This is a genomic window from Actinoallomurus acaciae (assembly GCF_042429965.1).
Taxonomy (GTDB): domain Bacteria; phylum Actinomycetota; class Actinomycetes; order Streptosporangiales; family Streptosporangiaceae; genus Actinoallomurus; species Actinoallomurus acaciae.
In genome coordinates, this window is record NZ_JBHLZP010001088.1 from 1 (window position 1) to 1,135 (window position 1,135).

Here is a 1,135-nt window from a genome sequence, read left to right on the forward strand (position 1 = left end):
GCCTGGCGGCCACCGGCGTGCAGCGCCAGCATCAGCTGCTGCCACAGGCCCTCGCGGAGAGGGTGGCGGACCAGCAGGCTCCGCAGCTCGGCGATGTTCTCGGCGTGCCGGCCCGCGGAGAGCCGGAGCGCGCACCGTTCCTCGACCGCTTCGAGCCAGCGCTCGACCAGGCGCGCGGCCTCCGCCTGCCACAGCGGGCTCGGCGGCAGGTCCTCCAGCGGCTCACCGCGCCACAGCGCGAGCGCCTCCGCGATCCGGCTCTCCGCGTCGCCGGGACGGCCGGCGGCCTTCCGGCGCGCGGACTCGTCGAGCAGTTCTTCGAATACCTGAAGGTCGAGCTCTCCCGGCAGCAGGGAAATCGAATAACCGTCGGCGTGACGCCGTACGCGGTGACCGTCCGGAACGGGCGGCAGGCACGAACGCAGACCCGACACATAGGTATGCAGATTCGCCACCGCCGAACGCGGCGGGCGCTCGGGCCACAATGTGTCCACGAGCTTGTCGGTGGAGACCGGACGGCCCCCTGCCAGCAGCAGGGCGGCCAGGACGAGGCGTTGTTTCGTGCCGCCCAGCCGCGCGTTCCCACCCTCGGTGCGGACGACGAGAGGGCCCAGCACACCGAAACGCATCGGGCGGTCGGACACGGTCACCTCACCGAATAAGCCCTGCGGTCACTCCGTTTCCCTTGAACCCGCTGGTGAACGGCGAGGCGTAGCATAACCACGACCTTCGGCCAATTAACAGGAAAATGCGCCGATGATATGACGAACAGCCGGTTGCGGCCTGATTCTTCGGTCAGGGAACCGGAGAGTCGGCCACCGGCGGCAGTGCGACGGTCACCCGCGCCGGTGGTATCGGCAGCAGGGTGAAGCCCTTCTTCTTCATCGCGAGCAGGCGAGCGGCGTACACCGGCCCCGAGCCCGGACGCGGCGCGATGACCAGGCCGTGGTCGCCACCGTCCGCGGACGACGGCATCGCCACCTCCACGGTGTGGCCGGCGGGCACCGCGACGTCCTTCGGCGTGCCGGTCGGTCCCTGCGCCGCGAGCTGTGTCAGACGGACCGCGGCGGCGTGCCCGGGCGGGGCGCTGAGCAGCAGCGTCGTCGTGTCCCGGCTGTCGGCCACGAGCCCGGCG

At 71.2% G+C, this 1,135-nt stretch carries 1 protein-coding gene and 1 pseudogene; both read right to left on the reverse strand.

Annotated features, from left to right (window positions below; translation table 11 throughout):
- Nucleotides 1-644: AfsR/SARP family transcriptional regulator (locus ACFFNX_RS50705; RefSeq protein ID WP_378213661.1), on the reverse strand; the 644-nt coding region annotated here is incomplete at its 3' end.
- Between the two features lie 151 nt (nucleotides 645-795).
- Nucleotides 796-1,135: pseudogene (locus tag ACFFNX_RS50710) on the reverse strand (DUF5719 family protein); the annotation flags it as partial.